Below are 24,633 nucleotides of genomic sequence, written 5' to 3' on the forward strand. Positions count from 1 at the left end.
ATTTCTTTGTCGCTCGTCTTTCTTTGCGCCATTCTCCCATACGGTTGACAGTGAAACCATATATTTAAAGATAATTTCTTTTGCATTGGGGGTTGATTTTGAATTTTTATGAATATAAATTGAATATTAATTCAAAACAAAAAGGCTACCAATTATGAACCCCCTATATAATAAACCTTTTCTAAGGTTACTTGATTTTACTTCTAGCGAAATTCATTCACTTTTAAAACTCTCTTCTTGGTTAAAATCAGAAAAAAAATCCGGTACAGAACAGCCCTTTCTTTCAGGTAAAAATTTTGCCCTTATTTTTGAAAAAGATTCAACTCGGACACGCTGTGCATTTGAAGTTGGTGCATTTGACCAAGGTGCTAGAGTCACTTATTTAGGGCCTTCTGGTAGCCAAATCGGCCACAAAGAAACCATGAAAGATACTGCTCGAGTATTGGGCAGGATGTATGACGGTATTCAATACCGCGGGTTCGCTCAAAACACAGTAGAACTCTTAGCCGCGCACTCGGGAGTGCCTGTATGGAATGGACTAACTAACGAATTCCATCCCACACAGTTATTAGCCGACCTGCTAACTATTCAAGAGCACCGACCAAATACACCATTCTCAAAAATTAAATTTGCCTATTTAGGCGATGCACGCAATAACATGGGTAATTCGATGCTAGAAGCTGCTGCGCTTACAGGTTTAGATTTACGCCTTGTTGCGCCGAAAAGCTGCTGGCCAGAAGAAGAATTAGTGAATACTTGCCAAGCACTGGCTCAAAAAACGGGTGCGAAAATCACACTCACGGAAGATGTCGCCGAAGGTGTTAAAGATGCCGATTTTATCTATACCGACGTGTGGGTATCGATGGGAGAAGCCAAAGAAGTATGGGCACAGCGCATTAATTTATTAAAACCATACCAAGTGAATATGGATGTGATTAAGCTCACTGGCAACCCGAATGTTAAGTTCTTACACTGCTTACCTGCATTCCATAATGAAGACACCACATTGGGAGCGCAACTTGCTAAAGAATTCAATATGTTTGGTGGGTTAGAAGTCACGGAAGAAGTCTTTGAATCTCCTTACAGTATTGTCTTTGATCAAGCAGAAAACCGTTTACATACCATCAAAGCGGTAATGGTGGCGACATTAGCGCCAGAACTTCCTATTAATGTTTTTTAAATTCCTACCCTCAACTCAACCAAATGAGTTGAGGGTAACCTATCATTATGGACGTTCACCTTTCGCCAAACGCTGATTGATACAATCAATAACCGATGGCAAATCCGCTAACGTATCAATCACATAATGAGCACCAGCAGCATACAATTTCTCGGCGGCTTGTTGTTTTAACGAGTTAACCGTATCTACAGTCATCTCTTGATACTCTTCCCATGTTTTACCAAACTCATTACCCGAGATAGACAAACCAACACTCCACATCCCGGCATTACGTCCTTCTTCAATACCAGGAACAGCATCATCCACTTTAATACAAGCTGATACGGAGCCGATACCTAACTTAATCACGTTCTGAAGTGCCATCCAAGGCCCCGGTCGCCCACCCGCGGGAATATCATCGCTCGCGACCCAGTAGTCAGGTTGATAGCCCAACACCTTTGCTGCTGGAACTAACTTCTCCATCACGGCACGAGGGTAACCTGAACAAGAACCAATTTTAATGTTTTGGCTGCGTAATGTAGCAATTGTGTCGACAACTCCAGCAATTGGCGCAGCAAAGTCGACCACTTTAGCAATTTGCAATGGCATAAAGGCCGCATAAATTTTATCGATATCCTCACTACTCATTGAGCGGCCAAACTTCGCGTTCCATAAAGCGTCTACCTCAGGCAATTTACCCAGTGCTTCAATATGCTGCCATTTTCCTAGCCCCATAGGAATGCGCGCTTGAGCCAGTGTGATATCCATATCGAACACAGATTTAAATGCTTCAATGAAAATCTGAGTAGGCGCAAAAGAACCAAAATCAACAGTGGTACCCGCCCAATCAAGAATAACAGCTTCAATACGGTTCATTTCTTTCCCTTATTTTTCCCAGTAAATGGCTTTTTCTATTGCTACCAACAAGGCATCAATGTCTTTTTCATAAACTTCACCAATGTTTCCAATGCGGAAACAATCACTTTGCGAGACCTTGCCCGGATAAATGACAAAGCCTTGTGATTTTAAATTTTGATAAAATTGCTTGAATTGGTAATCAGGCGAATTTGGTGAGTAAAATGCGGTGATAATCGGCGAATGGAGACCATCTTCTAACAATGTGGTAAAACCCAATTGACGCATACCAACCACCAGCTTATGTTGATTTTGTCGATAACGTTGAAAACGCGCGGCTACGCCACCTTCTTGAGCTAACTCTTTAAGTGCTTGGGCAAATGCTAATACCGTATGGGTTGGAGACGTAAAACGCCATTTACCATGGAAATCTTCCATACAGCGCCACTGCGCATACAAATCTAGCGATAATGAACGGGAACGCCCTTTACAGACTTCAAGTGCATCAGCACGAGCAATGACAAAAGCAAACCCCGGAACTCCCTGAATACACTTATTTGCCGAACTAATGAGAAAATCAATGTTAAGCTCAGCAATATCCATGGGAATTCCGCCAAAACTGCTCATTGCATCCACGATATAACATTTTTGATACTGTTTCGCTAACTTCGCGATTTTCTCTATCGGGTTTAAAATCCCAGTCGTGGTTTCACAATGTACCATCGCAATATGAGTGATTTGGTTATCTTGTTGTAATAACTGCTCGACCCGTTGCAGATCAGGCAAAGCCACTTCACCACAATCATAAACACAATGGGCAACACCTAAGCCTTGGGCCATTTGTGCCATTCGAGCACCATAGGCGCCATTACTGATAATCAAAACTTTCTCTTTATCGCCGATAGCACTACCTAAAACAGCTTCAACCGCATAGCTTCCACTTCCTTGAAGTAGTACCGATGAATACCCTGCGTTGGCCGTTGCCAGTGCCACTAATTGTTGGCGAATATGTTGTACAACGCCTAAATTGTAATCATCATCCCATGTACAGCTATCAAACAACATGGCTTCCTTCACCGTTTTAGATGTCGTGAGCGGTCCCGGTGTTAATAGCAAATAATTATTGTTTGTCATTCAATTCACCTTTGGTCTATACCAGATTGCTATTATAATGGTCGTAGGCGACTCAAAAGGTCAAAGGAAAAGTGTGCGTGAAACAAAAAATTCATATAACTATGTATAATATGATTGAAACAATGATAGGAAATAACCATGAAATTATCAGCGGATGAAACCCCACAATACTTGCTTATCAAAGCCCAATTACAGGAAAGGATTCAAAATGGTTCGTTAAAATGTGGGGATAAACTCCCCTCTGAACGCGAACTTTGCGCCATTTTCAATACTACTCGCGTCACTATTCGCGAAAGTTTGGCGCAGTTAGAATCCAGTGGAGTCATTTACCGCTCTGAACGCCGCGGTTGGTTTGTCACACCTGAGCGCCTCTGGTTAGATCCAACCCAAAATACCAATTTCCATAAACTTTGCCTTGAACAAGGTCGCCAACCGAAGACAGTCTTACTGAATGGAAAAGTCATTCCCGTTCCTCTCGAAGCGATGACTCCCTTAAAACTTCAATCGTTTGAACAAATTTATTTACTCACCCGCCTACGTTTTGCTGATGACAGACCTGTTTGTTACTGTGAAAACCATTGCTTACCTGCTCGCGTTCCTGAGCTGCTACGTTACGATCTCAATGGCAGCCTAACGGAGGTATACGAAGCCCATTTCAATTTAATTTATACCAGCATGCATTTGTCTTTTTACCCAACAGCAATGCCGGCGCAAGCAGCACAAGCACTGGGGGTTACCGTTGGTCGCCCAGCCCTATTGTTGCAGCGCTTAAACTATGACCAACATGGCCGAATTTTAGATTATGATGTTGAGTACTGGCGTCATGATAGCTTGCGCATCGAAGTCGATACTTTGTGATTATTTCTGCCTATAGAAAATAATTTTAGCTATTTATCTGCATTTCATCTTTCTGTCATATAAACCCGTTAGCGTAAAAAACATCTGGTATATACCAGAATACATTTTACCTTAACAGGAGAAAACCATGAAACGCACCTACTTAGCTGGCCTATTAATGGCAACCCTTTGCTCTACCTCTGTTTTTGCTGCTGATGTTGTGACTGTTTACTCCGCTGATGGGCTTCACGATGGCAACAACAGTTGGTATAAAAATCAGTTCGAAGCATTTACCAAACAAACCGGTATCAAAGTACAGTATGTCGAAAGTGGTTCAGGGGCGATAGTTGAAAGGCTCGCTAAAGAGCGAACCAATCCACAAGCCGATGTGCTGATTACTGTTCCTCCCTTTATTCAACGTGCCGCAAAAAACCAGTTATTAGCTGAATTTACGCCAGAAAATGCAGCAAATATTCCTAATTCCAATCACTATTACACACCGTTAGTCAATAATTACCTGACCTTTATCTATAACGCTAAACTGCTTAAGTCTCCTCCTGAAAATTGGGACTCCCTACTCGATTCTCGCTTTAATAATAAACTGCAATATTCAACACCGGGACAAGCAGGGGACGGCACCGCAGTGATGTTACAAGTTTTCCACAGTTTTAATGGCAAAGATGCAGGGTTTGATTACCTCGGTAAATTGCAGGCTAATAACGTTGGCCCATCGGCCTCCACAGGTAAACTCACCGCACTTGTCAATAAAGGGGAACTGTATGTCGCTAATGGCGACTTACAAATGAATTTATCTCAAATGGCACGTAACCCGAATGTCCAAATTTTCTGGCCAAAAGATGCCAATGGGGAACGTAGTGCACTGGTTTTACCTTATGTTATCGGCTTAGTTAACAACGCCCCTGAAACAGAAAACGGCAAAAAGCTGATTAATTTCCTTTTAGATAAACCCTCACAAAGCCGAGTCAGTGAGCTTTCATGGGGAATGCCTGTTCGTTCAGATATCACACCATCTGATAAGCAATACCACACTGCTGTCCAAATGTTAGACGGTGTGAAAACCTGGCAGCCTAATTGGAATGAAGTTGAAGTTTCCCTATCCGATGATATTTCACGTTGGCAAAAAGTCACTGATGGTGAGTAACTTGTGATGTTGATGAAACGAAAAGCCACTACTGCAATGCAGCAAAACGAGCACTCAGGGATCAAACTCGAGTCTTTGCGGGTGTCCTACCACAACAATGTGGTATTGAAACCCTTGGATCTCACTATCGACCCCGGTGAAATACTCGTCTTAATCGGCCCTTCAGGATCGGGGAAAACCACGGTATTACGTGCTATTGCCGGGTTTGCTCAACCTGATAGCGGGCGCATCTTATTAGGTGATATGGATATCACCCACCTTCCCCCCTACCAACGTGGACTTGGTATGGTTGTACAAAACTACGCATTATTTCCCCACATGAAAGTGGAAGAAAATGTGGCATTTGGCTTACGAGCTCAAAAACAACCTAAAGCACTCATTAATGAGCGAGTCGTTGAAGCCCTTAAAATCGTCGGAATGACGGATTACGCAACCCGCTACCCTCACCAACTTTCAGGAGGTCAGCAACAGCGAGTGGCGATTGCTAGAGCGATTGCCGTAAGGCCTCGTGTTCTGTTACTCGACGAACCACTTTCCGCGCTAGATGCGCAAATTCGCCATAATATGGTTGAAGAAATCGCCCGGTTACACCGTGAACTACCTGATTTAACCATTCTTTATGTGACCCATGACCAAACGGAAGCTCTCGCGCTTGGTGATAAAATTGGCATTATGAAAGATGGCTATTTAGTCGCACATGGTGAGAAAAATGCCTTATATCACTGCCCCCCCAACCGTTTTGCAGCTGAGTTTTTAGGCCGAGCCAATATTCTTGCCGCGACAGCACTTGGCTTTTCAACAACTCCCGGAAAAGTAAATGTCAGTTGTGGTGGAACATTGCTGGAAGCTCATACATTAGGTATGCGAGCTGGCACCCACAAATGGGTGTGTATCCGCCCACAACACATTACGCTAGTACAAAACGCCAATACCACCAATCAATTACAAGTCACATTAACGTCTATTCGTTGGCAGGGGGATTTAACGCATTTAATTTGTGATGTTGCGGGTGAAACCGTGAGTGTTGCCATCACCCATTTGGCCTCACCGCCTAAAATCGGCGATAAACTCACCTTATGGTTTTCACCAGTAGATACCGTTTTAATTGAGGAATAACATGTCACATATTAGCGTGCCAAAAGGTTCATCAATAACAATAAAGCCCATTTATTGGATATTACCGCCATTACTGGTGTTAGCTACGCTGTTTTTTTATCCCTTATTGTTGATAGCGCAACAAGCACTACAAAATGAGGCGGGAAAATGGGGGTTAGACGCATTTTGGCAACTTATTGAGTCAAAGCGCTTTATTAATGGGTTATGGAACACACTCTACATCGCCATTTTGGCCACTTTAGGTTGCCTTGTGATAGGTAGTATCTTATCACTGATCTTAGTGTTTATTCCTTTCCCGGGAAGTCGTTTTATCACGCAAGTGATTGATACTTTTATTGCTCTACCGACCTTTTTGATTACACTCGCTTTTACCTTCATTTATGGTTCTGCAGGGCTACTCAATGGCACCTTGATGGCATTGTTTGATTTCGAATTGCCGCCCGTTGAGTTCCTTTATTCAATTCATGGCGTGATCTTAGCAGAAATTACCGTTTTTACCCCTTTGGTGATGCGTCCCCTTATGGCGGCACTGCGCCAAATCGACAAGAGCCAATTAGAAGCCGCCAGTATTTTAGGCGCACATCCTGCACGGGTTATCGCGCAAGTTATTTTCCCAGCAGCACTTCCCGCTCTATTAGCAGGGGGTAGCCTGTGCCTGCTGTTAACCACCAATGAATTTGGCATCGTACTGTTTATCGGGGCGAAAGGCGTCAATACCTTACCGATGATGGTCTATAGCAAGGCAATATTAGAGTCAGATTATGCCGTAGCATGCATGATTGCCTTAATTAACATTTTGCTTTCACTCGGGTTATTTTTTCTCTACAGAATGGCAACCACTCGTCTTGGTGTAAGGAATTAATTATGTTGATTTGGTCTAAAAAAGGACGAGTTACTGCTACTATCATTGCCATCAGCTTATTTAGTTTATTGTTTTTACTGCCTTTAGTGATGATTTTAATGTCGAGTTTCAGCCGCCAATGGAATGGCATTTTGCCTTCAGGCTTTACTTTTGAACATTTTGTGAACGCATTTAGTGGGCCAGCTTGGGACGCCATGTTATCCAGCCTAGTGGTTGGTTTTAGTGCCAGTCTATTTGCGCTGTTTTGTGGGCTTTGGGCTGCGTTAGCATTAAGAAGACACAGTGGGAAAATACAAAAGTGGCTGAGTATTGCATTTTACCTCCCCAGCGCCATTCCTTCTGTTTCTATCGGGCTTGGGATCCTTGTGGCATTCAGCCAAGGCTATTTACAGATGAACGGCACCTTTTGGATTGTATTTAGTGCCCATTTTGTGTTGATTTCGGCTTTTACTTTTAGCAATGTTTCCACTGGCTTAGCACGTATTTCTCCCGATATAGAAAACGTAGCTTTTAGCTTAGGCGCTTCCCCTTGGTATCGTTTATGCCATGTGACCTTACCACTCTTAATGCCATGGATGATTTCAGCACTGGCATTAAGCCTCTCACTGTCTTTAGGGGAACTTGGCGCCACGATGATGTTATATCCCCCCGGCTGGGCGACATTACCTGTTTCAATTTTCAGTTTAACCGATAGAGGCAATATTGCAGATGGTTCGGCACTAACGATTGTATTAGTTTCGATTACATTATTACTAATGATGAAATTAGAGAAAGTAGCGAAAAGACTTGGGCAAAAATAAACGTTGTCATGCTAAATAGCCAAGTAAACTGCGCCTACTGGGCTATTTAGCTGCTTGTATGCTATTCCCACATATACTTATCTTTTTTTGTCCAGCCTTTAGACACCATGCATTCCAAGTAATAATTATTACGGGTGTCTTCATTGACATCAATCACATAGCTTTCCATAACTGGTGTTTGTTCTTTATAAGTTTTGTCTTTGCCACAATCATCATCTTTTTTGCATTTTTTTTCGACATAAGACATAACAGAGCGCTGCGCAACTTCATTTTTGATTGGGTACAAATGAAGGGCTTCAGGTTTACAAACTGCATTCGCCTCAGCTTGAGTGAATTTTGAACCGCCGGAAACAGGTACCCAAACAGATGAACAGCCAGAGAGAAGGAATGCCAATAGAATAAAAAGTCGTGATTTCATAATGATCATATTTAATTAAAAAGAAAAATTATCTTACTCGCACATAAAATAAGTGTAAATAAATGTACTGTATATTCAATCATGTGATTTAATTTTGGTTTAAAAAACACCAATACTCAGCGCATTCCCTATTGAGAGATACTATTTCTCCCATTTTTCAGTTAGTTCAAATATTCACCAAAACGCAAAAATAAAAAAAATGTATTTTTCTTTATGCAAACGCTTGCGTCATGGAATCAGATGCGTATAATGCGCCACAATTTGCCGGGAGAAACCATGAACGTTGCTGCTCTATTTTTTACAGAGAACACCTCCACTGCACTGCCTTCTGGCGGTCTGGACAGCCTGTTTTTCCCCTTCTTATTTATAAAAAAGCCCCTCAATGAGGGGCTTTTTTTTGGCCTATAGACCTAATATGTCTTGCTGACACAGGAGAACAACAATGCCGAACCCTTTATACCACCGCGATATCATCTCGATTAATGATTTAGACCGTTCAGATCTTGAATTAGTACTTAACGTCGCTGCTTCATTAAAAAAGCAGCCACAACCCGAGTTCCTAAAACATAAAGTTATCGCAAGCTGTTTCTTTGAGGCCTCGACACGCACGCGCTTGTCATTTGAAACAGCTATCCACCGTTTAGGCGCTTCTGTTGTTGGCTTTTCTGACAGCACCAACACCTCCCTCGGTAAAAAAGGGGAAACATTGGCCGATACTATCTCTGTTATCAGCCAATATGTGGATGCTATCGTCATGCGCCATCCGCAAGAAGGTGCCGCTCGCCTCGCTAGCCAGTTTGCAGGCCATATTCCTGTCATTAATGCAGGCGATGGCTCGAACCAGCATCCGACGCAAACATTACTCGACTTGTTTACTATCCAAGAAACGCAAGGCCGTTTAGAGAACCTACAAATTGCCATGGTTGGTGACTTAAAATATGGTAGAACCGTGCATTCTCTTACACAAGCACTGTCTAAATTTGAAGGTAATCACTTCTACTTTATTGCTCCCGAAGCGCTTTCAATGCCAAACCATATTCTGCACATCTTAGAAGAAAAAGGCGCAACCTACAGCCTGCACAATAACATTGATGAAGTGATGCCAGAACTCGACATTCTGTATATGACTCGCGTACAAAAAGAGCGTCTCGACCCTTCTGAATACGCGAATGTGAAAGCCCAATTTATTTTAAGTGCCGCTGACCTGCATTGTGCAAAACCGAATTTAAAAGTCTTACATCCATTACCTCGAGTTGATGAAATCGCGGTTGATGTAGATAGCACCCCATATGCTTATTATTTTCAACAAGCAGGCAATGGGATTTATGCAAGGCAAGCATTGCTATCACTGGTTTTAAATAAAGAATTGGCTATCTGAGGAGGAAATCATCATGACACACGACCATAAATTACAAGTTGAAGCAATCAGCCACGGTACAGTGATTGACCACATTCCTGCTCAAATTGGCTTCAAATTACTCAAACTGTTCAAACTGACCAAAACGGATGAGCGCATCACCATTGGTTTAAATTTACCTTCAAGCAACTTAGGCAAGAAAGATATTATCAAAATTGAAAATACCTTTTTAACTCCTGAGCAAGCTAACCAATTAGCTATGTATGCCCCTGAAGCCACTGTGAATCGCATTGAAGATTACCAAGTGGTCGAAAAGCTTGAACTCACACTGCCTCAGTATATCGACAATGTGTTAATTTGCCCAAATAGCAACTGTATTAGCCATAATGAGCCCGTATCAAGCAGTTTCCGAGTGAAAAAAATCGGCAAAGAAGTCGCACTGACGTGTAAATTCTGCGAAAAAGAGTTCGATAGAGACGCTGTGATCAATAACCAGTAGGTTGTTTTTGCGTAGACTGCGGTGTTGTCTAGGTGCAATCCATGTTTATAATAGCGCCTAATACCCCATAAAGTTATACTCAAAGTCACACCAAGCCACAAACACTGCTGTGGCTTGCCACATGATGAGTATTTTCTCTTTACGTGATGAAACGGAGTAGTTATGTCATACGAAATCAATACAGAAAACGCACCAGCAGCGATCGGTCCTTACGTTCAAGGCGTAGATTTGGGTAGTATGGTTATCACATCAGGTCAAATCCCTGTTGACCCTAAAACCGGTGAAGTGCCTGAAGATATCGCAGCACAAACTCGCCAATCACTGGCTAACGTAAAAGCAATTTTAGAAAAAGCTGGCTTAAGTGCGGCTAATATCGTGAAAACAACGGTATTTGTAAAAGATTTAAATGACTTCGCGACAGTGAATGCCACCTATGAAGAGTTTTTCAAGCAACATAATGCACCATTCCCAGCTCGCTCTTGTGTTGAAGTTGCTCGTCTGCCAAAAGACGTAAAAATTGAAATCGAAGCAATCGCAGTACGTAAATAACGATTAGTTCGAGCCAAACACCCCATGCTTTGAGTGGGGTGTCTTTATTTTTCCCGCTGATTTTGTCACCCCAAACGTATTACCGTCCTCATAAAACTTCCCGATTGTACACTATAACTCTACTTTTCCCGTTTTCCGCTGATGGAAATTCGATTACACACACTTTATTTGCATGATTAAAATGAATCCTAGTAACTGAAAAGATTTATTTCCTCTGCGCTTTTGATCTTCATACAAATTATTTTTTTCTTTGTTTTAAATCAAATGTTAGCGATCTAAATAAAAGCAATATCCCACATATTGTGCTTTAATTACACCAATTGACACAACATATAGTATTTATTCACATTTTATCCACAGATTAGTACCCGTGATAAACATGGCGAATAGCTGAAGTCGTATTGTGGATAACTTAACAAGGAGAATGCCCGTGGGAACGGTTGTTATTAAAAGAGATGGTTGTCAGGTCGGTTTTGACCTTCCACGAATTCAGGAAGCCGTTAAACGCGCAGCGGCTGCTGTGAATGTTAAGGATGACGATTATTGTCTTCAGGTTGCTTCTGTCGTCACAGAACAACTTTGCAGCCGTGACCGAGTGGATATCGCTGACATTCAAGATGCGGTTGAAGACCAACTAATGGCCGGGCCTTATAAAGACTTAGCTCGTGCTTATATTGAATATCGCCACGATAGAGACAGCGAACGTGAAAAACGCAGCCAATTGACTCATGACATTCGTGGGCTAATCGAACAAAGTAACGTCTCTTTACTCAATGAAAATGCCAATAAAGACAGTAAAGTGATCCCGACACAACGCGATTTACTCGCGGGTATTGTCGCTAAACACTATGCAAAACAGCATATTTTACCAAGAGATGTCGTTATCGCACACGAACGCGGTGAAATTCACTATCATGACCTCGACTATGCTCCCTTCTTTCCAATGTTTAACTGTATGTTAATTGACCTTGAAGGCATGTTAACTAACGGGTTTAAAATGGGAAATGCCGAAATAGAGCCGCCAAAGTCTATTTCAACCGCAACAGCCGTTACCGCACAAATTATTGCCCAAGTTGCAAGCCATATTTATGGGGGCACAACCATTAACCGTATTGACGAAATTTTAGCGCCATATGTGGCAATTAGCTTCGAAAAACACCTAAACGTCGCCAAAGAATGGGGAATTGCAGACGCAGAGGGTTATGCACACAGCCGCACCGATAAAGAGTGTTACGACGCCTTTCAATCTTTAGAGTATGAAGTTAATACACTTCACACTGCGAATGGCCAAACTCCATTTGTCACCTTTGGTTTTGGCCTTGGAACCTCTAAAGAAGCACGATTAATTCAGCAATCTATTCTGAAAAACCGCATTGCGGGCCTTGGCAAAAATCGTAAAACGGCGGTTTTCCCTAAGCTCGTATTCGCAATTAAAGATGGCCTAAACCATAAATTGGGTGACCCTAATTACGACATAAAACAACTCGCTTTAGAGTGTGCCAGTAAGCGCATGTACCCCGATATTCTTAACTACGACCGTGTCGTTGATGTTACTGGATCATTTAAAACGCCGATGGGCTGCCGCAGTTTCTTGGGTATCTATGAAGAAAATGGGCAACAAATTCACGATGGGCGCAACAATTTAGGCGTTATTAGCCTCAATTTGCCTCGTATTGCTATCGAAGCACAGGGCAGCGAAGATGCGTTTTGGGCATTACTGGATGAACGTTTAGCCATTGCCAAAAAAGCCTTAATGACTCGCATTGCCCGTTTAGAAACCGTAAAAGCGCGTGTTGCCCCAATTTTGTATATGGAAGGCGCCTGCGGAGTTCGCTTAAAAGCGGATGACAACGTTGCTGAGATCTTCAAAAATGGTCGCGCGTCCATTTCGTTAGGTTACATTGGGTTGCATGAAACCATCAATGCACTTTTTGGCACACAGACCCATGTCTATGATGACGAAAAATTACGTGAAAAAGCCGTCGAAATTGTCAACCACTTACGCCAAGCCACTGATGAATGGAAAGCCCAAACAGGCTATGGTTTCAGTTTATACAGCACACCAAGTGAAAACCTATGTGACCGCTTCTGCCGTCTCGATACCGCTGAATTTGGTGTGATACCAGGTGTTACCGACAAAGGTTACTATACAAACAGCTTCCATCTAGATGTTGAAAAACAGGTGAATCCTTACGATAAAATTGATTTTGAAGCGCCTTACCCTGCACTCGCGAATGGCGGTTTTATCTGTTATGGCGAATATCCAAACTTACAACATAATGTTAGAGCCTTAGAAGACGTGTGGGACTACAGCTATCAACATGTGCCTTATTATGGTACTAACACACCCATTGATGAGTGTTATGAATGCGGTTTTTCCGGTGAGTTTTCCTGCACCAGCAAAGGCTTTACCTGCCCTGCTTGTGGTAACCATGATACTAACCGAGTTTCGGTTATCCGCCGTGTGTGTGGCTATTTAGGCAGCCCAGATGCAAGACCATTTAATGCAGGTAAACAAGAAGAAGTAAAACGCCGTATTAAGCATTTAGGTAACGGTCAAATAGGTTAATACTATGAATTATCACCAATATTATCCTGTTGATGTCGTCAATGGCCCCGGAACTCGCTGTACACTGTTTGTGGCAGGGTGTGTTCATCAATGCCGTGGTTGTTACAATCAAAGCACATGGCGAGTAGATTCAGGTGTGCCATTCACCCAAGAAATGGAAGATCAAATTATCCAAGATTTGCAAGACACGCGTATTCGTCGACAGGGTTTGTCCCTGTCGGGCGGAGACCCGCTACACCCAGCCAACTTGCCTGCGGTGCTCAAGTTAGTTAAACGCGTAAAAGCCGTTTGCCCAGATAAGGATATTTGGTTATGGACAGGATACATATTGAGTGATTTGACGCTTGAACAACAAAAAGTGGTGAGTTTAGTTAATACCGTAATTGACGGTAAATTTGAACAGGATTTACATGACCCACGCTTAATTTGGCGCGGTAGCTCCAATCAAGTGATCCACAAATTGCGCTAAATTTGGCATTCCCAATGTAGTTTGGTACCAAAACCTAATTTGTTATCGACCATTTTGACATTCCGCAAGTGAAGCTGCCAAACAGGCAGTTTCGCTACTAATGCCACAGGGAAACGACGACAGTAAAAACCGCGGGCAAGCCGTTCTTCCTCACCTTCTAATATTTTAATTTCACCTGTAAATTGAATACCTTGTATTGCATTAACGGCTTTGGTTTGCGCTGATATTGTGCCAGCAACTTGCGAGTTAGCCACCATCAATTGCCCATGCCTTGAATTCGCGTCTGTCATTAAAACCAGGCACATCGTTTTCGCATCAAATGCATAGTAACAACTGGCAGGCCAGATATCATTGTTATGGTGAGTAAAAAGAGAGAAAACGTGTTGGCGGGCAATATAGCGCTGGATGTGCTTTAAAGTTTGTTCAGGCGTCATAGCGGTTTCCATGTAAACCCGTTCAGAACAAGCTTTTGGGGGATTCCCCTTAAGCTTGCTTAAACCGTTCTGAACGTAGGCATAAAATTCGCTATTACTATACTCTAACTAGCTGAAATATTAACCTAAATATTTTTAGGCCTATACGCCAACTAAATTCGAGTCATTACTCTAAATAATTGGAGTTGTAGCTAGGCGGCAAGTGAACGAGGCGCTAGGAGCATACATAAGTATGTGACTAGTGCGAATGAACGCGGCCAACAACGCTACGGCTCGAAGTATGACGAGTAAATATGACGAATAAATTTATTTATAGATAGCCGCGGTACCATTCATTGAGTTTTCACCACCAGCAGAAATCACACGGAATGAAGTTGCACCAGCTTCATCAGCTTTTTTGGCTAATTGTGCGGTCAGGTCATTGACACTCACTGCACCTGTTACTGAGACATAACCCGCAGCTGGCTGACTAGTATGTTGAACTTCTTCAGCAGCCATTGAACCGAATGATGCAGCACCTAAAGCTAAAGCAGCAGCAAATAATGTTGATTTTTTCATTGTATATTCCTTCTTGTAAACTTGATTTTTAGTTGGGATTTTTACTGTCCCTCTGTGATATGGATCATATTATGCGCTTTAGTTTGAAAAGAAAATTAGCTAATTTTGCTATAGTTATTCAAATAATTTGAATCATAACTTAGATTGAGGTTACAAATTTGTGACAGTTTCATATCATTTTTTATTTAAATTTTAATATGTTATAAATATCTTACTTAACGAATATATTCGTTGTTCACCCAATATTTTTCCCTTATAAATCAGCACAAAATGATAAAAAAAACACTAAATAATAGCCAATTAGAACAAAATGACTGGTATCTTTACTTGGTGAGAGAGAAAAATAACGCCTTGTATTGTGGTATCACCACCAATGTGCAACGTCGTTTTGAGCAACATAAAGCAGGAACAGGGGCAAAAGCATTGAAAGGGAAAATGCCACTGACATTAGCATTCTCGTGTTTTATTGGTTCTCGTTCAGCAGCGTCGAAAATAGAATATCAAGTTAAGCAACTGAATAAAAAAACAAAAGAAAGGCTGGTCATAGACCAGCCCGATGACTTAGTTAACTACTTAGCTAACTATAAATTATTGAAGTGTGAAGAGTAAGTCACCAAACCTTGGTGTTCGCCAATTTCACCATTCTCTAAGCCACAAACCAAAAAATGAGCTTGTTGTTCAGGCCATTGGCAGCTTATACCGTGACTTGCAGCGGGTTCAAAACCGAAGCGCGAATAGTAGCGTTCATCCCCCAGTACAACGACTGCACCATAACCAAACTCATTGAGGCTATCTAACCCTTCATAGACCAGTTTTTCTGCAATCCCTTGGCCTTGATGCGCTTTATTTACCGCTAATGGTGCAAGGCCAACCCATTGCACGTCTTCATCGTTAACGTCGACAGGCGTGAAGCCTACATAGCCAATCACTTCACCATCATCATTTGTTGCCACAACCCCGAGAGTTAGCAAACCATCCTCACGTAAATGTTGAACAAGATTAGCTTCTGCTTCAGTTGGAAACGTTTCACGCAATAATTTATCAATACCCATTGCGTCGACAGGGATTTCAACTCGAATTAGCATGAAGTTAACGCAGGCGACTTATGCTCTACGTCCTCACTTTCATGCACGGTTTTAATTACATCAGCCAATTGTAATAAAGCAAAACGCAACGGAGCTGGCATATTTTCGAGTTCAAAAGCATCCATTAAGTTTTTCACATAGAGGCCAAGCTCTGTATCCCCTTCAATCACCAACCTACGTTGGAAAAAGAGCGTATCAGGGTCTTCTTTACGCGCGGCGATCAGTACTAGATCATTCGCATTACCACTCACACTAACATCAGCCTCTGCATGCTGTTTGACGGACAGTTGGCCACCTTGCAAACTGATAAACCAGACTAACGCTAAGTCACGAACTTCAACCTTTAGCCATTTGTCTTCGAGAAAATCAAGTTCCCCTTCTTTCACTGATTCACGAAATTGCCAGCTTAGTAATTGCTCAAGAACTTGGCGCTGCAATGCGAATGGGGTTACTTTTAAAGGCAGTTTCAAAAATGAAGGGCCTTTCGTGATGAGTTGAGAACGAATTTTACCTAACACAGTACTGACTCCCGTAGTAATTGTCTGCCCGTTTTCGTGTAACTACTTAACAGCAGTAGCAGCTCGAATTATTTAGGGTAACATATTGCATATTTAGACGATTAAATTTTCGACGCTAATAACCCCATTTATTGAAGCCATTAACCTAACATTTGACTCACGATAAGTTATCTTGCCAAAAAATGTTATTATTGGCTTGATCCTATATCAATTTTTGCCCATCCCGCCAATATTTATTTCTCACTTCCCATGGATAAAAAATCATCCCTAATTACCTATCCGTTCCAATAAACGATCAAAAACTAGTCATAAATAATTCATATACCCTATTTATAAAACTTATCCTCTTTCATTTGGTAAAGTTGCTTTATTACCCACCAGCCCCCTTATTTCCCTAACGACCTTAATTAACGAATACTGATATCCATTAACAATTTCTCTGCTCTAAATCAAAATCTATAACAGTTCTGTTGACTAGAATGTCAGCTGTTAAATTTTACACAGGGATAGGACAATGGAATTACTCTGCCCCGCAGGGAATTTGCCCGCATTAAAAGCGGCGGTCGATAACGGCGCTGATGCCGTTTATATTGGACTAAAAAATGATACCAATGCACGGCATTTCGCAGGACTTAATTTTACTGAAAAAAAACTGCATGAAGCTGAGCGCTATATCCATAACCGTAAACGAAAATTACATATTGCGATTAATACGTTTGCACATCCTAATGGTTACGAACGTTGGCAAAACTCCGTCGATCTTGCCGCAGATCTTGGTGCTGATGCCTTGATCTTAGCCGATATTGCCATGTTAGAGTACGCTGCAAATAAATACCCACATATTGAAAGGCACGTTTCTGTCCAAGCCTCAGCGACCAATACTGAAGCCATCCGCTTCTATGAACGTAATTTCCAAGTCCACCGCGTTGTCCTTCCACGTGTGCTATCTATTCACCAAGTAAAACAATTAGCCAAAAATAGCCCTGTGCCACTGGAAGTGTTTGCTTTTGGTAGTTTATGTATCATGGCTGAAGGGCGCTGCTATCTGTCTTCTTATCTCACAGGTGAGTCACCAAATACGGTAGGCGCATGCTCTCCAGCCCGTTTTGTTCGTTGGCAACAAACGGAAGAAGGAATGGAATCACGCCTCAATAATGTGTTGATAGACCGTTACCAAAAAGATGAAAATGCAGGCTACCCAACGCTATGTAAAGGACGTTATCTTGTCGATGAACAGAAATATCATGTCCTTGAAGAGCCTACCAGCCTCAACACCATTGAATTATTACCTGAACTGATGGCAGCAAATATTGCCTCTGTCAAAATTGAAGGCCGCCAGCGCAGTCCTGCTTATGTGACTGAAGTGACGCGTATTTGGCGCCAAGCCATCGACCGCTTCAAATCCAACCCTAACAATTTTGTCACTGACCCGAAATGGCTAAAAGCGTTAGGTGGGCTGTCTGAAGGAAGCCAAACCACATTGGGTGCCTATCATCGTAAATGGCAGTAATTTAAAAGGTAAATATCATGCAGTACTCGTTAGGATCTATTCTTTATTACTGGCCAAAACAAACGCTGGAAGATTTTTATCAACACGCCATGCAAAGCGACGCTGATATTATTTATCTCGGTGAGACGGTGTGTAGTAAACGCCGAGAAATGAAGCCCAATGACTGGATAGAACTCGCACAACAACTCGCCAAGAGTGGCAAACAAATTGTTCTGAGTACCCTTGCTCTTCTTCAAGCTCCTTCCGAACTTAAAGAAATCAGCAAATTAGTTGATAATGGCGAGTTTCTCGTTGAAGCCCATGATTTTGGTGTGATCAACATGTTAGTCGAAAGAAACCTTCCTTTTGTCGCTGGTCACGGTTTGAATTGCTATAACGCACAAACCTTAAATATTCTGTTACGCCAAGGTATGGTGCGCTGGTGTATGCCTGTAGAGTTATCGCGTGACTGGCTGGTTAATTTGCTAAATCAGTGCGATGACATCGGTATTCGTGGCAAATTTGATGTTGAAGTAATGAGCTACGGTCACTTACCACTTGCCTATTCCGCACGCTGCTTTACTGCGCGCTCTGAAAATAAGCAAAAAGATGAATGCGAAACTTGTTGTATAAACTACCCACAAGGGCGCAAGGTGCTTTCTCAGGAACATCAGCAGGTGTTTACGTTGAATGGTATTCAAACGCTCAGTGGTGCTTGCTATAACCTTGGCAATGACCTGTATTCAATGCATGACCTTGTGGATATTGTACGCATATCCCCTGAAGGTATTGAGTCACTTGAGATATTCAAGCAATTTAAAGCGAATGAAAATGGGGATATTCCATTGAATATTTCAGATAAAAATTGCAATGGTTATTGGCGACAAATTGCAGGATTGTCGATGGTGCCTTAAATCAATTATCCACCTTATAACCACCTATCCTCAGGTACAATGCATTTGCATTACACTGAGGATAGACTGGAAAGTTTTGAGGTAAATAAAATGATTGATATAGACCCAAGCACCGTGTCTTTACGTGCAAAATCCCACCTTACCGAATGCAGCCAAACAACTATCCCTGCGGCTATACGTGATGCCTATCAAGTATTTGCCTCAATGCTAAGTACAGGTAGCCCTCCTGATGACTGGGAAACCTTAAGCCAAGAAGCAAAAATGGCAACAAAAGCCGTTGATCCCAACTCAGCAATAGGTTTCCTACTCAAAAATAACGGTTAATGCCGATGCCTGCGCCAACGGTTAAACATATGGCTAATATGGCGTAATTCTCCATCTCGGAGCATACCAATGAATACCCCAATAACCGTGTAAATAACGCCTAAAATCAACATCATCACGATATCCATAAGTACATCACTAAACGGTAATCCCATTTGGTTAAGGCCTGCCATGGCGTTTGTAGCCCATGTAGATGGTAATGCAGAGGCAATCATACGTACCCAATCAGGCATCGCCTGTAGTGGCCAAATCGTGCCTGACATATAAAACACCGGGGTGGTAATAAATGCCAAAGTTAAGTAAATCATTTCAACACTGCGTAAACATTCCGTCACTAACTTGCCAAGCCCTAAAACAGCTAATAGGAATGGGAACGTGAACATCCAAATTACATACAATGGCGCTTCTTGTCGGTAGCCCAATACCCATGGCCAAAGCGCGAAAAATACAGTGGATAAAAATAACCAGATCGGAATTAAAGCAGATAACGCCCCTAAATAAACGGCTAATGGCGGCTTTCCTTTAGGCGTAGAACGCACCGCGATACTGACTCGTACACAGGCAATCAGTAAGGAGTGCTGCAATAACATCACCAATAAGCCAGGAAAAACGATCGCTGCAAAGCTGATCCCTGGGTTATACAATGGCTCAGTTTCACTGCGGATAGGGGTAATAATCACTTTAGCCTGCTCTTGGCTATAACCTGCTTTAGTGAGTAATTGGGTGTTATAAGCATTGAGCAGGGTTTGGTAGGCTTTTGATAACTCTTGCTGAATTTGCCCACTCGCTAGCCGGTTGGTTCCATCTCCATACACTGGCACCGTGATATTTTTACCGCTCAGTAAATGTTGTTGGAAATCCGTTGGAATGATAATTATCGCGAATAGTTTTCTCGCGATCATATCTTGACGCGCTTGAGCAAGGTTATCATAACTTTGCAATTCCACTTTCGGTGTCGCATCGAGGTCACGGATTAACTCGCGGCTTGCTGTGCTGTGATCCATATCAATCACAGCAACAGGTAAATCCCAAAGAACGGGCTTTGCATAAACTAAGCTCATGACGCACAGAGAAACCAACAATAATAGCCACATCGGTTTTTCCAGCATTCCCAGTAGCACTTTACGAAAGGTTGCAAAATAAATAGCCATCAGACAACCCCTCCTTGGTTTTCTAACCGTTTGACTAAACGCTTACGAATTAAAAAGCCAATGACAAATGGGTAAATCAATAAGAATAGACACACTTGAACAATGCGAGCAAAGGAAATCTCCCGCAAGAAAATATCAAACATGGCATTTAACGTATGTGTAAGTGGTTCAATATTCGAAATAATTTGTGCAGGCAATATCATTGACAGTTCCGGTACCGCCATACCCGAAAAGGCCAAAGCGATACTCACCAGCATCCCTATCAAGCTATACGCCATAATGGCACTTGAGGTAAAACTAAACAGCAATAAACCAATACTCTGCGCTGCTATGACATAGAAAAACCCTAATATAATCATATACAACGGGTTTCCTACCACTTTAGCATCAAAAATAGTAACTAATGCCGCAATCTCTACAGCAAGTAATATACTGAAAAATAAGGTATAAGGGGCTAACTTCCCAAGTAACGCCATCACAAACGGTTTAACACTTTGTAAGGTAGAACCTCGTGACATCGTATAGATTGTTGCGGTAACAACAAACAGCTGGAGCATATGAATGGTTGCAGCAAACTGCTGATAATAAATATAACTACCGCTCGGGTTAAATAAACTGTCATAAGAAAGTGTCACTTGGGCTAACGGAGGCAACGCCTTTCCCATTGACTTGGCCATTTCTTGGCGATACTTCGCATTCAGCTCTGCCACTAACCCACTAAAATCTTGAATCGCATAACTGCCTGATGCATAGAAGAGCGCATTATAATACATACGTAGCTCAGGTTGACGCCCCCGTAAGACATCTTCTTCGAAGTTATGAGGAATGTACAATAACGCGTAATCTTTTGAACTACCGAGTCTTTTTAATGATGTACTGAGATTGTCATCAATGGTTTTCACATCCGCATGTGAACCCGCATCGAGGTCACGAATAATTTGCCGAGACACTGGGCTATGGTTATTGTCCACCACAGAAACGGGTAAATCCATCAATGTCCCCTCTGAAAAGTTAGCACTAACTAACGTAAACAGCATTAATGGAAACAGCCAGCTTAACCAATGAAAAACAGGGCTACGAATAGCCATTTGGGTTTCACGGCTAAAGGCGTGCTCAAAACCGTGCCAAGCGAACTTAAATTTCATGGCAACACCTTTTACTTATCCCAGTGCCATAATACACTCATACCAGGCCTTAGCCCTTCAATCGGCTCTACAGGGTATAAACGAATTTCAAATGTTTTTAAATCGAAGTCACCGGTTGCACGTGTCGCTCGTTTTGTCGCATAGTCACCTTTCGGTGCGATATAGCGAACCTCAGCCTCAATTAACTTATTCCCCAAGGCAGGCACATCAAGTTGCACTTTGTCGCCTTTTTTCACATCAACTAAAATATCTTCACGCAAGTTATAGACAAAATAAGCTTGAGGAAGTCGAATTAATGAAATTAAAGGACTACCGGCATTGAAAAGTTCACCTATTTCAGCAGGAATAGGGCCAACTTCGCCATCTACAGGGGCTTTTACTTGCAAGTCATCAATTTGTACTTGGATTTCAGCAAGTTTATGTTCTGCTTGTTGTAATGCCGCTTCATATTGTTGGCGTTGCTCTATACGGTCACCATGTAAGCCCTCATCTAAGCGCGCTTTTGCACTTTGCACTTGCGAAAAAGCCACATCTTTGGCTTTACGTGCATTATCAAGCTCATTCGCGGAAACATACCCTTTACCTTTCAAATTACTCAAACGAGCATATTCACGAGACGCATTTTGATATTGAGAATTGGCTTGTGATAATGAGGCTTGTAAATCGCGGATGGTTTCAACACGAGTCCCATTCATGGATTGTTCTAGTTGCGCTTTTGCTTGGTCTCTCGCGGATTTCGATGCCTCATATTGCGCTTGCAGTTCTGGGCTCTCTAGAGTTATCAGTAATTGCCCTTGTTTGACATCATCGCCACGCTCTACGTGCCGTTCTATCACTCGTCCTTTTGCCTTCGAGGTGACGATTACCTCGGGTGCATCCACCTCTCCCTGTAACAATAAATATTGGTTATGGGAATGAAAAAGTGCCGCTGCTGCGATTAAGATAAGCATCAGCAAAATCAGTGCTATTGTTCTTTTTTTCATTATTTATGTGAACCTTAAATAATAACGGGGGAAACTATCATCCCTAGAGTATGACAAGAAAGTTAAATACAGCGTTAATAAATTCGTGCGCAAGATCACGAAAAGGTAGGACATTGACTAATATTGAAGCGATTTCTACCTTATGTCAAATAATGATGAGTGCACTTTTCTCAAATGCCGATTACTTAGCCAATGACTTACGGTATAATGACTAGCCAAATAAATACTAAAAATAGATAACAATAGTAAATAACTCAACCCCAAATAAGAATCCCACAACGTGAACACGACGAGCCATGCTCTAAATAATTCGCGATGTGGGTAGGCGGCAAGCGAGACTATCTTGGGAAGCATACATCAGCATGTGACCCGAGTAGGCGAGAGCAGCCAACACCCCCACAACGTGAAACATAACGAGCCATGCTCTAAATAATTCGCGATGTGGGTAGGCGACGAGGAAGCGAGACCCTAGGAGCATACATCAGTATGTGACTAGGGCGAGATGACGAAGTCAACACCCCCACATCACGAATTATGACGAGCATGTACGAATTTGATTTAATATTACTCCTACTCCAGCAAATGTGTGTCTACCTCGTTATTGCTTGGGCGCTTAGCCGCACACCATTAGTTATCCCTCTTCTGAAGGTGACCATCCGCTTACCGCATAAAGTCATGTGCTACCTGATTTTCTCGGTATTTTGCATTATCGGTACTTATTTTGGTTTGCATATCAATGATTCTATTGCCAATACTCGCGCTATTGGAGCCGTACTTGGCGGCCTATTAGGCGGCCCTGTGGTCGGCTTTGCTGTCGGTTTCACTGGTGGGCTGCATCGTTATTCATTAGGAGGGATGAGCGCCTTTGCTTGTATGGTCTCGACCATTGTTGAAGGATTGATTGGCGGGTTAGTTCATCGTTACTTTATGAAACGTGGCGAAATTAATAAAATTTTTAATCCTATGATTGCCAGTTGTGTCACTTTTATCGCTGAAATCATACAGATGCTAATTATTTTATTGCTGGCGAAACCTTTCGATGAAGCGCTAGAACTCGTTAAAAATATCGCTGCACCGATGGTGATCGCGAATACTATTGGTGCGGCAATGTTTATTCGAATTTTACTCGACCGCCGTGCGATTGTTGAGAAATACACTACCGCGTTCTCTGCTCAGGCACTAAAAATTGCTTTAACGACTGAAGGGATTCTGCGTAAAGGCTTTAATGCTGACAACAGCATGAAGGTCGCTAAGATTATTTATCAAGAGTTAGAAATTGGTGCTGTCGCCATTACAGATCGTGAAAAAATACTCGCGTTTATTGGCATTGGCGCTGACCACCATCGACCCGGGACACCGATTTCGTCAAGCCAATCAAGGCAAGCTATTGAAAATAATGAAGTCGTCTATGCTGACGGCAATGAGACCCCGTATAAATGTTCATTAAGCCCCACCTGTAAACTCGGCTCTGCGTTAGTGATCCCATTACGCGGAGAAAACGAAAAAGTGATTGGTACCATTAAACTGTATGAAGCGAAAAATAGCCTGTTTAGTTCCATAAACCGTACTCTCGGTGAAGGAATTGCCAGCTTGTTTTCTGCACAAATTTTAGCGGGCCAATATGAACGCAACAAACAATCATTGTTGCAATCCGAAGTTAAGCTGCTTCACGCTCAAGTAAATCCTCACTTTTTGTTCAATGTGCTCAACACTCTGCAAGCCGTGATCCGCAAAGATAGCCAACAAGCAGGCCAGCTTGTGCAGTATATTTCGACGTTTTTCCGTAATAACCTAAAACGGCCCGAGCAAAGTGCCACACTCGGCGAAGAAATTGAACATATCAATGCCTATTTACAGATAGAAAAAGCCCGTTTTCAAGAAAGCTTACAAATTCATATTGAGATCCCTGATGAAGTCAAACAGGTTGAACTGCCTGCATTTACCCTACAACCATTGGTTGAAAATGCAATTAAACATGGCACCTCACAGTTATTAGAAACGGGTTATATTACAATACGTAGTTATATCGGCAGTGAACATGTGTATATCGAAATAGAAGATAACGCAGGGCTATATAAGCCTGCAAAACAGTCTGATGGCTTAGGGATGGGCTTAGTCGATAGGCGCTTACGTTTAAAATATGGTGAGCAATATGGCATCAGCGTAGAACACGAGCCAGAAAAATTCACCCGAATGAAAATTCGCCTGCCTTATTTGGCTACAACATAATAATGATTAAATTACCT

The 24,633-nt window shown here is 42.2% G+C and carries 27 protein-coding genes; 17 read left to right on the plus strand and 10 right to left on the minus strand.

What is annotated here, in order from left to right:
* Window positions 1-154: 154 nt before the first annotated feature.
* Window positions 155-1,180, plus strand: coding sequence for an ornithine carbamoyltransferase (gene argF, locus PR683_RS09380; protein ID WP_196719599.1), 1,026 nt, complete (start codon window positions 155-157; stop codon window positions 1,178-1,180).
* 45 nt (window positions 1,181-1,225) lie between these two features.
* Here argF and phnX read toward each other — a convergent pair whose 3' ends face one another.
* On the minus strand, window positions 1,226-2,035 hold the full coding sequence (gene phnX / locus PR683_RS09385) for a phosphonoacetaldehyde hydrolase (protein ID WP_004907521.1): 810 nt from the start codon (window positions 2,033-2,035) through the stop codon (window positions 1,226-1,228).
* A 9-nt stretch (window positions 2,036-2,044) separates the two neighbouring features.
* A complete protein-coding gene (gene phnW / locus PR683_RS09390; protein WP_004907520.1) occupies window positions 2,045-3,148 on the minus strand; it encodes a 2-aminoethylphosphonate--pyruvate transaminase in 1,104 nt (367 codons plus the stop codon).
* Window positions 3,149-3,286: 138 nt separating this feature from the next.
* On the opposite strand from phnW, the gene phnR reads away from it, so the two are divergent.
* The 5 genes from phnR (at window position 3,287) to phnV (ending at window position 7,925) form a co-directional block, all read left to right on the plus strand.
* On the plus strand, window positions 3,287-4,006 hold the full coding sequence (gene phnR, locus PR683_RS09395) for a phosphonate utilization transcriptional regulator PhnR (protein ID WP_109912108.1): 720 nt from the start codon (window positions 3,287-3,289) through the stop codon (window positions 4,004-4,006).
* A 127-nt stretch (window positions 4,007-4,133) separates the two neighbouring features.
* The gene (locus PR683_RS09400; protein ID WP_004907517.1) at window positions 4,134-5,147 is read left to right on the plus strand and encodes a 2-aminoethylphosphonate ABC transporter substrate-binding protein; all 1,014 of its coding nucleotides are present in this window, start codon (window positions 4,134-4,136) and stop codon (window positions 5,145-5,147) included.
* A 6-nt stretch (window positions 5,148-5,153) separates the two neighbouring features.
* Window positions 5,154-6,263, plus strand: a complete 1,110-nt coding sequence (gene phnT / locus PR683_RS09405) for a 2-aminoethylphosphonate ABC transport system ATP-binding subunit PhnT (RefSeq protein ID WP_109912109.1) — start codon at window positions 5,154-5,156, stop codon at window positions 6,261-6,263.
* A 1-nt stretch (window position 6,264) separates the two neighbouring features.
* Window positions 6,265-7,125 (plus strand): 2-aminoethylphosphonate ABC transporter permease subunit, encoded by an 861-nt coding sequence (gene phnU / locus PR683_RS09410; RefSeq protein WP_109912110.1) that lies wholly within the window; start codon window positions 6,265-6,267, stop codon window positions 7,123-7,125.
* A 2-nt stretch (window positions 7,126-7,127) separates the two neighbouring features.
* On the plus strand, window positions 7,128-7,925 hold the full coding sequence (gene phnV / locus PR683_RS09415) for a 2-aminoethylphosphonate ABC transport system, membrane component PhnV (RefSeq protein WP_004907512.1): 798 nt from the start codon (window positions 7,128-7,130) through the stop codon (window positions 7,923-7,925).
* 61 nt (window positions 7,926-7,986) lie between these two features.
* Here phnV and PR683_RS09420 read toward each other — a convergent pair whose 3' ends face one another.
* Complete coding sequence (locus PR683_RS09420) at window positions 7,987-8,343, minus strand: hypothetical protein (RefSeq protein WP_036958764.1); 357 nt, start codon at window positions 8,341-8,343, stop codon at window positions 7,987-7,989.
* A gap of 276 nt (window positions 8,344-8,619) precedes the next feature.
* Here PR683_RS09420 and PR683_RS09425 point away from each other — a divergent pair, with 276 nt between their 5' ends.
* From PR683_RS09425 to nrdG, 6 genes are all read left to right on the plus strand, one after another.
* Window positions 8,620-8,751, plus strand: coding sequence for a hypothetical protein (locus tag PR683_RS09425; protein ID WP_255456629.1), 132 nt, complete (start codon window positions 8,620-8,622; stop codon window positions 8,749-8,751).
* Window positions 8,752-8,785: 34 nt separating this feature from the next.
* Window positions 8,786-9,721 carry an aspartate carbamoyltransferase gene (pyrB, locus tag PR683_RS09430; RefSeq protein WP_004907510.1) on the plus strand — a complete coding sequence of 312 codons (936 nt, stop codon included), beginning with the start codon at window positions 8,786-8,788 and terminating at the stop codon, window positions 9,719-9,721.
* A 13-nt stretch (window positions 9,722-9,734) separates the two neighbouring features.
* Window positions 9,735-10,199 (plus strand): aspartate carbamoyltransferase regulatory subunit, encoded by a 465-nt coding sequence (gene pyrI, locus PR683_RS09435; RefSeq protein WP_004907509.1) that lies wholly within the window; start codon window positions 9,735-9,737, stop codon window positions 10,197-10,199.
* A 162-nt stretch (window positions 10,200-10,361) separates the two neighbouring features.
* Window positions 10,362-10,748, plus strand: coding sequence for a 2-iminobutanoate/2-iminopropanoate deaminase (ridA, locus tag PR683_RS09440; protein WP_004907508.1), 387 nt, complete (start codon window positions 10,362-10,364; stop codon window positions 10,746-10,748).
* A gap of 430 nt (window positions 10,749-11,178) precedes the next feature.
* Window positions 11,179-13,317: an anaerobic ribonucleoside-triphosphate reductase gene (gene nrdD, locus PR683_RS09445; RefSeq protein WP_109912112.1), complete on the plus strand. Its 2,139-nt coding sequence runs from the start codon at window positions 11,179-11,181 to the stop codon at window positions 13,315-13,317.
* A gap of 4 nt (window positions 13,318-13,321) precedes the next feature.
* Window positions 13,322-13,786, plus strand: a complete 465-nt coding sequence (nrdG, locus tag PR683_RS09450) for an anaerobic ribonucleoside-triphosphate reductase-activating protein (protein ID WP_004907505.1) — start codon at window positions 13,322-13,324, stop codon at window positions 13,784-13,786.
* Here the strand turns inward: nrdG and PR683_RS09455 are convergent.
* On the minus strand, window positions 13,783-14,220 hold the full coding sequence (locus PR683_RS09455) for a YhbP family protein (protein ID WP_272571138.1): 438 nt from the start codon (window positions 14,218-14,220) through the stop codon (window positions 13,783-13,785). The two genes, nrdG and PR683_RS09455, sit on opposite strands and share 4 nt — an antisense overlap.
* Window positions 14,221-14,526: 306 nt before the next feature.
* Window positions 14,527-14,778: a DUF1471 domain-containing protein gene (locus tag PR683_RS09460; protein WP_004907501.1), complete on the minus strand. Its 252-nt coding sequence runs from the start codon at window positions 14,776-14,778 to the stop codon at window positions 14,527-14,529.
* Window positions 14,779-15,048: 270 nt separating this feature from the next.
* On the opposite strand from PR683_RS09460, the gene PR683_RS09465 reads away from it, so the two are divergent.
* Window positions 15,049-15,387, plus strand: coding sequence for a GIY-YIG nuclease family protein (locus PR683_RS09465; protein ID WP_272571137.1), 339 nt, complete (start codon window positions 15,049-15,051; stop codon window positions 15,385-15,387).
* Here PR683_RS09465 and PR683_RS09470 read toward each other — a convergent pair.
* Window positions 15,360-15,863, minus strand: a complete 504-nt coding sequence (locus tag PR683_RS09470) for a GNAT family N-acetyltransferase (protein ID WP_004907498.1) — start codon at window positions 15,861-15,863, stop codon at window positions 15,360-15,362. The genes PR683_RS09465 and PR683_RS09470 overlap by 28 nt on opposite strands.
* A complete protein-coding gene (gene ubiT / locus PR683_RS09475) occupies window positions 15,857-16,381 on the minus strand; it encodes a ubiquinone anaerobic biosynthesis accessory factor UbiT (RefSeq protein WP_004907497.1) in 525 nt (174 codons plus the stop codon). Before ubiT ends, PR683_RS09470 begins: the two co-directional genes overlap by 7 nt.
* 514 nt (window positions 16,382-16,895) lie before the next feature.
* Here ubiT and ubiU point away from each other — a divergent pair.
* The 3 genes from ubiU (at window position 16,896) to PR683_RS09490 (ending at window position 19,108) form a co-directional block, all read left to right on the plus strand.
* Complete coding sequence (gene ubiU / locus PR683_RS09480; RefSeq protein WP_004907495.1) at window positions 16,896-17,891, plus strand: ubiquinone anaerobic biosynthesis protein UbiU; 996 nt, start codon at window positions 16,896-16,898, stop codon at window positions 17,889-17,891.
* Window positions 17,892-17,908: 17 nt separating this feature from the next.
* Window positions 17,909-18,784, plus strand: coding sequence for a U32 family peptidase (locus PR683_RS09485; RefSeq protein WP_109912114.1), 876 nt, complete (start codon window positions 17,909-17,911; stop codon window positions 18,782-18,784).
* A gap of 90 nt (window positions 18,785-18,874) precedes the next feature.
* On the plus strand, window positions 18,875-19,108 hold the full coding sequence (locus PR683_RS09490; protein ID WP_226537978.1) for a hypothetical protein: 234 nt from the start codon (window positions 18,875-18,877) through the stop codon (window positions 19,106-19,108).
* Here the strand turns inward: PR683_RS09490 and PR683_RS09495 are convergent.
* The 3 genes from PR683_RS09495 to PR683_RS09505 are packed head-to-tail and all read right to left on the minus strand — an operon-like array spanning window position 19,105 to window position 22,387.
* A complete protein-coding gene (locus tag PR683_RS09495; protein ID WP_004907491.1) occupies window positions 19,105-20,259 on the minus strand; it encodes an ABC transporter permease in 1,155 nt (384 codons plus the stop codon). The two genes, PR683_RS09490 and PR683_RS09495, sit on opposite strands and share 4 nt — an antisense overlap.
* Window positions 20,259-21,404 (minus strand): ABC transporter permease, encoded by a 1,146-nt coding sequence (locus tag PR683_RS09500; RefSeq protein WP_109912115.1) that lies wholly within the window; start codon window positions 21,402-21,404, stop codon window positions 20,259-20,261. Before PR683_RS09500 ends, PR683_RS09495 begins: the two co-directional genes overlap by 1 nt.
* A gap of 11 nt (window positions 21,405-21,415) precedes the next feature.
* Complete coding sequence (locus PR683_RS09505) at window positions 21,416-22,387, minus strand: HlyD family secretion protein (protein WP_004907488.1); 972 nt, start codon at window positions 22,385-22,387, stop codon at window positions 21,416-21,418.
* Window positions 22,388-22,930: 543 nt separating this feature from the next.
* Between PR683_RS09505 and PR683_RS09510 the strand changes: the two genes are divergently transcribed.
* The gene (locus PR683_RS09510; protein WP_004907485.1) at window positions 22,931-24,616 is read left to right on the plus strand and encodes a sensor histidine kinase; all 1,686 of its coding nucleotides are present in this window, start codon (window positions 22,931-22,933) and stop codon (window positions 24,614-24,616) included.
* The last annotated feature ends 17 nt before the right edge of the window (window positions 24,617-24,633 follow it).

Origin of the sequence: Providencia sp. PROV269 (assembly GCF_028477785.1) — a bacterium.
In the GTDB taxonomy this organism is placed as follows: domain Bacteria; phylum Pseudomonadota; class Gammaproteobacteria; order Enterobacterales; family Enterobacteriaceae; genus Providencia; species Providencia rettgeri.